Below are 969 nucleotides of genomic sequence, written 5' to 3'. Positions count from 1 at the left end.
TCGGCGCGGCGGGCGAGGAAGGGCAGGCCGTTCTTGGCGACCACCAGCTCGCCGATGAGGTTCATCAGCGCGTCGATGCGCGACTGGTCCACACGCAGCACCGTCGAGGCGCGCCCGTGCGCCTCGTCCCCGCCCGCGCCGGCCGCCTCGGGCAAGCCGGCCAGGGGCAACTCCTCCGGCATCGCGCCGTGTTCGGCGGGCTCCGGCGGAGTGACCTCCGGGGGGACGGAAACTGGGGCAACCTCGTCCACCCGCTCGGCGGCCGCGGTCATTTCGACGTCCAGAGCTTCGACAGCCACGCTCTCGACGGCCAAGCTGGCCGGAAACTCGGTTGCCTCATCCATGCCGCCATGTTCAGGAGAGGCGGCAGTCCGCACATCGCTTCCCGGCACAGGCACGGATGCGGGCTTGGCCGAGGACAGCACCAGGGCGGCCAGGGCGAAGAACAGGCCGGGCAGGAGAACGCCCTGTTCCGCGGACGGCAGAGGCACGGCGGTCATGGCGCCGGCCAGGAGGCACAGGCGCCCCGCGCGCGCCGTCAGGGCACGCCGCATGGGGCGGGCCGCCGGAATCGCCTCCGCCGTCGCGCCATAGTCCGACAGGACTGTCATCCCACAGTCCGCCCGGACTGTCATCCCATGGTCCGCCAGGACTGTCATGTCGTGGTCCGTCAGGACGGTCATCGCTCGCGCTCTCCAAACGCCGGTCCGGACGCTGCCACCGATGTGCAGGCGCGTAAATAAGGGTGAACCCTTAAGGCTCCCGCCCTTCGGGCGGGGAGGGCGGCGGTGCCGGCGCGGCACCGCCCGGCTCGTGCCGCTACTGCACGATTTCTTTGAGGTCGAGGACGAGCAGCACGCGCCCGTCGCCGAGGAGTGCCGTGCCGAGATAGTCCGGCATGCCTTCCAGCACGCCGTCGAGCGGCTTGACGATGACCTCCATGCCCTCGCCGAAGGCGTCGATGGCGAG

1 pseudogene is annotated in these 969 nt (G+C 71.0%); it reads right to left on the bottom strand.

From position 1 onward, the window contains the following. Nucleotides 1-611 (bottom strand): annotated as a pseudogene (locus JUB11_RS32440) (hypothetical protein); the annotation flags it as partial. Nucleotides 612-969 lie beyond the last annotated feature (358 nt).

The organism is Azospirillum sp. SYSU D00513 (genome assembly GCF_017356015.1).
GTDB lineage: Bacteria > Pseudomonadota > Alphaproteobacteria > Azospirillales > Azospirillaceae > Azospirillum.
This window is presented reverse-complemented; position numbering and strand designations above follow the sequence as displayed.